The organism is Pseudomonas sp. R62, from assembly GCF_000257605.1.
Taxonomy (GTDB): domain Bacteria; phylum Pseudomonadota; class Gammaproteobacteria; order Pseudomonadales; family Pseudomonadaceae; genus Aquipseudomonas; species Aquipseudomonas atacamensis.
In genome coordinates this window covers 670,167-677,115 of sequence record NZ_JH635998.1, presented here as the reverse complement: position 1 = coordinate 677,115, position 6,949 = coordinate 670,167, and the positions used below count along the sequence as shown (strand labels likewise).

Genomic DNA, 6,949 nt, shown 5'->3' with positions numbered 1-6,949 from the left:
AAGTCGCGGCCGTTGTGGCGGCGGGTGAAGCAGCGGGTGTGGGGCTGGATTGATCGGTTGGTGGTCAACTTGCTCGACCGACGCGGCTAATCAGGTCAACTCGATCGAAATGTGGGAGCGGGCTTGCTCGCGAAGGCTGCGTGTCAGTTACTAAAATCAGCGACTGATCCACCGCATTCGCGAGCACGCCCGCTCCCACATGTTCTGACCGCGTCAGGCGTTAGAGCAGTTCGAAGGTCTGCTGCTGCACATCCTGGGAATCCAACCCGATCTGCACATTGAACTCACCCGGCTCTGCCGCGAATTTGAGCTGGGTATTGTAGAATTTCAAGTCTTCCTCGGTGATGGTGAAGTGCACGACCTTCTGTTCGCCGGCCTTGAGCATGATCTTCTGGAAGTTTTTCAGTTCTTTCACCGGGCGGATCATCGAACCGGTGACGTCCTGGATGTACAACTGCACCACGGTTTCGCCGTCACGTTCGCCGGTGTTCTTGACCATGACGCTGGCGTCGAGCTTGCCGCTGGCGTTCAGGGTGGTCGATGACAGCGCCATATCGCTCAGAGCGAAGGTGGTGTAGCTCAGGCCATAACCGAACGGAAACAGCGGGCCGGTGGTGTCATCGAAATACTGCGAGGTGTAGTTGCCTGGTTTGCCCGGAGTGAACGGCCGGCCGATGCTCAGGTGGTTGTAGTAGGTCGGGATCTGGCCCACGGAACGCGGGAAAGTCACCGGCAGTTTGCCCGACGGGTTGTAGTCGCCGAACAGCACGTCGGCGATGGCGTTGCCGCCTTCGGTGCCGCTGAACCAGGTTTCCAGAATCGCATCGGCCGACTGGTTCTCTTCGAGAATCGTCAGTGGGCGGCCGTTCATCAACACCAGCACCAACGGCTTGCCAGTGGCTTTAAGTGCGCGGATCAATTCGCGCTGGGTTTCCGGGATGTTCAGGTCAGTGCGACTCGAGGATTCGTGGGACATGCCACGGGATTCGCCCACCGCTGCAACGATCACGTCAGCCGCTTTCGCCGCTTTCACTGCCTCGTCGATCAGCACGTTGGCCGGGCGCGGGTCATCGACCACTTCCGGGGCGTCGAAGTTGAGGAAGTTCAGGTAGTCGAGGACCTTCTTGTCGCCCGTGATGTTGGCGCCACGGGCGTAGATCAGGTTGGCCTTGTCGCCGATCACCGAACTCATGCCATCGAACAGCGTGACCGATTGCGCCGGGCGCCCGGCGGCGGCCCAACTGCCCATCATGTCGATCGGCGCTTTCGCCAATGGACCGACCAGCGCGATTTTCGCGTCTTTCTTCAGCGGCAGGGTTTCGTTGTGATTCTTCAGCAGCACCAGACTGCGCCGCGCGACTTCGCGGGCCTCGGCACGGTGCAGGCGACTCTCGGCGTAGGTGTCGGCCGGGTCATCTTCAGCCTTGCCGATGCGCAGGTACGGGTCTTTGAACAGGCCCATGTCGTACTTGGCAGCGAGCACTTCGCGCACGGCGTTATCGATGTCTTTCTGTTCGATCTCGCCGGACTTGAGTAGCCCCGGCAGCTCTTTGCCGTAGAGGGTGTCGTTCATGCTCATGTCGATGCCGGCCTTGATCGCCAGCTTCGCCGCTTCGCGACCGTCGCGCGCGACACCGTGCTTGATCAGTTCGAAAATCGCGCCGTGATCGCTGACTGCCAGGCCTTTGAAGCCCCAGTCCTTGCGCAGCAGGTCGTTCATCAGCCAGGTGTTGGCCGTGGCCGGAATGCCGTTGATCGAGTTCAACGCCACCATCACACCGCCAGCGCCGGCATCGATCGCGGCGCGGTACGGCGGCAGGTAATCCTGGTACATCTTCACCGGGCTCATGTCGACGGTGTTGTAGTCGCGACCGCCCTCGACCGCGCCGTACAGGGCGAAGTGCTTGACGCTGGCCATGATGCTGTCGGCGGCGCTTGGGGTCTCGCCCTGATAGGCCTTGACCATGACTTTGGCGATGCGCGAGGTCAGGTAGGTGTCTTCGCCGAAACCTTCGGAACTGCGGCCCCAGCGTGGATCGCGGGAGATATCCACCATCGGCGCGAAGGTGATGTCGAGGCTGTCGGCGGCGGCTTCTTTAGCCGCAACGCGACCGGACTGGCCGATGGCGTCCATGTCCCAGCTCGACGCGAGGGCCAGCGGAATCGGGAAAATCGTACGGTGACCGTGGATCACGTCGTACGCGAAAAACATCGGAATCTTCAGGCGACTGCGCATGGCAGCGTCCTGCATCGGACGGTTTTCCGCGCGGGTGATCGAGTTGAACGTGCCGCCGATGTTGCCGCCAGCGATTTCCTTGCGGATCAGCTCGCGGGGCATTTCCGGACCGATGCTGATCAGGCGCAACTGGCCGATCTTTTCGTCGAGGGTCATTTGTTTCATCAGGTTGCTGATGAAAGCGTCCTTGTTTTCCAAAGGTACCGGGGTCGTGGCGGCCAGTACCTGATGACTGGCCAGGCTGACGAACAGACCCAGCAAACACAGCTTCTTCATGAATTTTTTCTCTAGAGCCCAAACGGTGATGCAACACCGGCCAGCCAAAATGTAGGGAGCGACTATTGTTGTTCGGGTGCCGGCGCAAAATCCTGAGCCGGAAAACCGCAGCCGACAGCGGCAACGTGAACGCGAAGGGCACTTTTTAGCCGATTAACCCGTCGCATGCCAGTGGCGGCGCCGATTATGCCCCAACCGCTGGCCGGGAATGCCCAGCGCTCGGTTTTTAAATCAAATGTGTCATGGAGCATCACTGCAATGAATATCAGCTCAACCTCCCGTTCACGGCTACAGATCGCCACGTTGCTGGTGTTCGCCACGCTGTTGACCGCGTGCGGCATCAACAATATCCCGACCCTCGACGAACAGGCCAAAGCCGCCTGGGGCCAGGTGCAGAACCAGTACCAGCGCCGTGCCGACCTGATCCCCAATCTGGTGGAAACCGTGAAGGGCTACGCGGCCCACGAACAGGAAACCCTGACCGCAGTGATTGAAGCGCGAGCCAAGGCCACCTCGATTCAGGTCGATGCCAGCACCCTCGACAATCCCGAGAAGCTCAAGCAGTTCCAGCAGGCACAGGATCAACTGACCGGCGCATTGAGCCGTTTGATGGTGGTCTCCGAGCGCTATCCCGATCTGAAGGCCAACCAGAATTTCCTCGCTTTGCAATCGCAACTCGAAGGCACGGAAAACCGCATCGCCGTGGCGCGTCGCGATTTCATTCTGGCGGTGCAGAAGTACAACACCGAGATCCGCACCTTCCCCGGTCGCCTGTGGCACAGCGTGATGTACAGCGATCTGCCGGTACGCGAGACCTTCGAAGCCACCACGCCCGGCGCGGAGAAGGCCCCGGAAGTGAAATTCTGATTCGAGGTTGCCCATGCGTGTGTTGAAACTGGGCCTGGTGCTGATGCTGTGGCTGTTCGCCGTCAGCGCCCGGGCCGAATTGACCTTTCCGCCGCTGAGCGGGCGCGTGGTCGATCAGGCGCAGATGCTCGAGCCATCGATTCGCGCGCAACTGAGCCAGCAATTGCAGGCGCACGAGCAGGCCACCGGCGAGCAGTTGGTGGTGGTCACGCTGCCGGATCTGCAGGGCACCACGATCGAGGATTTCGGCGTTCAGCTCGGTCGGCACTGGGGCATCGGCCAGAAGGACAAGAACAACGGCGCCTTGCTGATCGTCGCCCGTGACGAGCGCAAACTGCGCATCGAAGTCGGCTATGGCCTGGAGGATCGCCTGACCGATGCGCAATCGTCGGTGATCATTCATCAGGTCATCACGCCGGCGTTCAAGGCCGGCAATTTCAGCAAAGGCATCAGCGATGGCGTTGCGGCGATGCTGGTGGTGCTCGGTGGCAATCCGCTGGACGAACCGTCCACCGTGTACGAATCCAGCGGCGACCCGGCGGATGATTTCATCTCGCGGCACCCGGCGCTGTTCATGTTTCTGGTGATGTTGTTCATCCTGACGGTGTTTGTCTGCCAGATGCTCGGTATCCTGCCTGCCGGCCGGGGCGGCTCCGGAGGAGGGGGCGGCTTTGGCGGTGGCGGCGGATTCGGCGGCGGTGGCGGTGGCGGCTTCAGCGGTGGCGGGGGCAGTTTCGGCGGCGGCGGTTCGTCCGGCGGCTGGTGAGATCAAAAGAATAATGAGCAGGCACTTTTCGACATGGCATTACTGACTGAACACGAACAACGCAAAGTCGCCGAGGCCATCGCCCGGGTCGAGCGCGACACCGACGCCGAACTGGTCACGGTGCTCGCTGCCCGCGCCGATGACTACGCGTACATCCCGCTGCTCTGGGCCAGTCTGCTGGCCCTGGTGTTGCCGGGCATCGTCCACTACCTCACGGGCTGGCTGACACTGCGCAGCCTGTTGTTGGTGCAATGGGGCATGTTCATCGTCTTGTGCCTGTTGTTCCGCCTGCCGAAAATCACCACGCATCTGGTCCCGCGCCGCGTGCGCCACTGGCGCGCCTCCAACCTGGCGCGCCGACAGTTTCTCGAACAGAACCTGCACCACACCGTGGGCAGCACCGGCATGCTGATTTTTGTCTGCGAGGCTGAGCGCTATGTGGAAATTCTGGTGGACGAGGGGATTTCCAAACGGCTGGATAACAGCAACTGGGACGCGATTGTCGCAGCGTTCACCGAACAGGTCAGGCAGGGGCGCACGCTGGAAGGGTTTGTCACGTGCGTGGAGGCGTGTGGCGAGTTGTTGAAGGTGCATGTGCCGGTGACGCAGGTGAGGAACGAGTTGCCGAATCGGTTGGTGGTGTTGGGCTGAAGCAGTCGCGCATATTTGGCCTGTGTGGCGAGGGGATTTATCCCCGATCGGCTGCGTAGCAGTCGCAACACCTGCGCGCGTGGTTTGACGGGCCGAACACAGAGGGCCGCTTCGCGCCCCATCGGGGATAAATCCCCTCGCCACAAAGGTCGTTGTCATGGATTTTGCCGTTGGGTAAATAAGAGGGTGTCCCCAACCCTCATCCCCCCTAAAATACCCGCCATTCCCGATTCCGCCCGTCCGAGGCCGCTTGTCCATGTCCGTTTCCGCTTCTTCCGCGCCGTCCGCCAAACCGGCCGCCGATCACCACGCCCAGTTCATCGAGCTGCTGCAAACCAGCCTCGACGACAGCGGTTTTATCAAGCTGGTGCTGGCCAAGTACGTCGGTGAAGAGGCGGATCTGCAACGGGTCATCATCAAACCGGTGACGGTCAAGGCGCAGCCGTGCCTGTCATTCGTTTATCGCTACAAGACCCGCGACATCACCAAGAACCTGCCGCTGAGCGAAGGCGTTGCGCTGATTGCCGGTCTGCTGCCGACCTCGTTCAAAAATGCGCATTTATTGGCGCTGAGCGACGAAGCGCAGCTGGAATACAGCAAAAAGGGCAAGAGTTCGCTGTTCAAGAGCAAACCTCAGCAATTGCGTGAAGCGCCTTCGGCCGAGCACAACCGCGAGAAAAATCGTTTCCTTGAACTGAGCCGCCCGTTCCTCAAGGACCTCGGCGTGACCAATGCTCAACACGAGCTGATCCCGGCGATGTCGCGCAAGTGGAAGCAGATCAACAAATTCATCGAAGTGTTTAGCCATGCCCTGACCTCGTCGCCGCTGGCGCTGGACAAACCGGTGCGGGTCGCCGATTTCGGTTCGGGCAAGGGCTACCTGACGTTCGCCATTCACGACTACCTGCGCAACACGCTGAAGGCCGAGGGCGAAGTTACCGGCGTCGAATTGCGCGAAGAAATGGTCAACCTGTGCAACGCCGCTGCGGCGAAGCTTGAACATCCGGGGCTGGTGTTCAAGTGCGGTGACGTGCGTACGGTGGCGCCGAGCGAACTGGACGTGATGATCGCCCTGCATGCCTGCGACATCGCCACCGATTACGCGATCCATACCGGCATCCGCTCGGGTGCGTCGATCATCATGTGCTCGCCGTGCTGTCACAAGCAGATCCGCCTGCAGATCCAGAGCCCGGCGCTGCTCAAGCCGATGCTGCAATACGGCTTGCACCTCGGCCAACAGGCGGAAATGGTCACCGACAGCTTGCGCGCGCTGTTCCTCGAAGCCTGTGGTTACGAGACCAAGGTGTTCGAGTTCATCTCGCTGGAACACACCAACAAGAACAAGATGATTCTCGCGGTGAAACGCGCCGAACCGGTCGATACGACGCAGTTGTTGGCGAAGATCGCAGAGCTCAAGGCGTTCTACCACATCAGCGAACACTGCCTGGAAACCCTGCTGCGCGCCGACGGTTATATGCCTTAACAGGCAGCTGCAAGCTGCAAGCTGCAAGCTGCAAGCTGCAAGTTGAAGCATGACGCTGGTGTGCCTGATATGGGTGATCCTGCTTTTTCTTGAAGCTTGAAGCTTGAAGCTTGAAGCTTGAAGCTTGCAGCTTGCAGCTTGCAGCTCAATTTGGGTCTACCTTGAATACTCCCAGACCTTTCCCCGAGGAGTTTTCCCATGGCCGCGAAAAAGATTCTGATGCTGGTCGGCGATTACGTCGAAGACTACGAAGTGATGGTGCCGTTCCAGGCCCTGCAGATGGTCGGCCACACGGTGCACGCCGTGTGCCCGGACAAGTCCGCCGGCAGCACCGTGCGCACTGCGATTCATGATTTTGAAGGTGATCAGACCTACAGCGAAAAACCCGGTCACCTGTTCGCGCTCAATTTCGATTTCGCCAAGGCCAGCGAAGCCGATTACGACGCGCTGCTGATTCCCGGCGGTCGTGCGCCGGAATACCTGCGGCTGAACGACAAAGTCCTCGAACTGGTGCGCGCGTTCGACAACGCCGGCAAGCCCATCGCAGCGGTCTGCCATGGTGCGCAACTGCTCGCGGCAGCGGGTGTGCTTGAGGGGCGTGAGTGCAGCGCGTATCCGGCCTGCGCCCCGGAAGTACGTCTGGCGGGCGGCACCTACATCGACATTCCGG

Annotated in this window: 6 protein-coding genes; 5 read left to right on the top strand and 1 reads right to left on the bottom strand. The window is 60.5% G+C overall.

The genetic code is table 11. The features are described 5' to 3' along the window. Window positions 1-220: 220 nt before the first annotated feature. On the bottom strand, window positions 221-2,512 hold the full coding sequence (bglX, locus tag OQK_RS04525) for a beta-glucosidase BglX (RefSeq protein ID WP_016771318.1): 2,292 nt from the start codon (window positions 2,510-2,512) through the stop codon (window positions 221-223). A 258-nt stretch (window positions 2,513-2,770) separates the two neighbouring features. On the opposite strand from bglX, the gene OQK_RS04520 reads away from it, so the two are divergent. The 5 genes from OQK_RS04520 to OQK_RS04500 form a co-directional block, all read left to right on the top strand. Next, window positions 2,771-3,379 carry a LemA family protein gene (locus OQK_RS04520; protein WP_016771317.1) on the top strand — a complete coding sequence of 203 codons (609 nt, stop codon included), beginning with the start codon at window positions 2,771-2,773 and terminating at the stop codon, window positions 3,377-3,379. A 13-nt stretch (window positions 3,380-3,392) separates the two neighbouring features. Then, window positions 3,393-4,145 (top strand): TPM domain-containing protein, encoded by a 753-nt coding sequence (locus tag OQK_RS04515; RefSeq protein ID WP_016771316.1) that lies wholly within the window; start codon window positions 3,393-3,395, stop codon window positions 4,143-4,145. A 33-nt stretch (window positions 4,146-4,178) separates the two neighbouring features. Then, entirely contained in the window at window positions 4,179-4,796 is a 618-nt protein-coding gene (locus tag OQK_RS04510) for a TPM domain-containing protein (protein WP_016771315.1), read from the top strand. A 256-nt stretch (window positions 4,797-5,052) separates the two neighbouring features. Next, the gene (locus tag OQK_RS04505; RefSeq protein ID WP_016771314.1) at window positions 5,053-6,279 is read left to right on the top strand and encodes a class I SAM-dependent methyltransferase; all 1,227 of its coding nucleotides are present in this window, start codon (window positions 5,053-5,055) and stop codon (window positions 6,277-6,279) included. A 198-nt stretch (window positions 6,280-6,477) separates the two neighbouring features. Then, window positions 6,478-6,949, top strand: a 472-nt coding sequence (locus OQK_RS04500; RefSeq protein WP_016771313.1) for a DJ-1/PfpI family protein, incomplete at its 3' end; no start/stop codon positions are given.

Bases quoted from the DNA above. Each gene is read 5' to 3' on its own strand.
- bglX (WP_016771318.1), bottom strand. From the start codon at position 2,512: ATGAAGAAGCTGTGTTTGCTGGGTCTGTTCGTCAGCCTGGCCAGTCAT.
- OQK_RS04520 (WP_016771317.1), top strand. From the start codon at position 2,771: ATGAATATCAGCTCAACCTCCCGTTCACGGCTACAGATCGCCACGTTG.
- OQK_RS04515 (WP_016771316.1), top strand. From the start codon at position 3,393: ATGCGTGTGTTGAAACTGGGCCTGGTGCTGATGCTGTGGCTGTTCGCC.
- OQK_RS04510 (WP_016771315.1), top strand. From the start codon at position 4,179: ATGGCATTACTGACTGAACACGAACAACGCAAAGTCGCCGAGGCCATC.
- OQK_RS04505 (WP_016771314.1), top strand. From the start codon at position 5,053: ATGTCCGTTTCCGCTTCTTCCGCGCCGTCCGCCAAACCGGCCGCCGAT.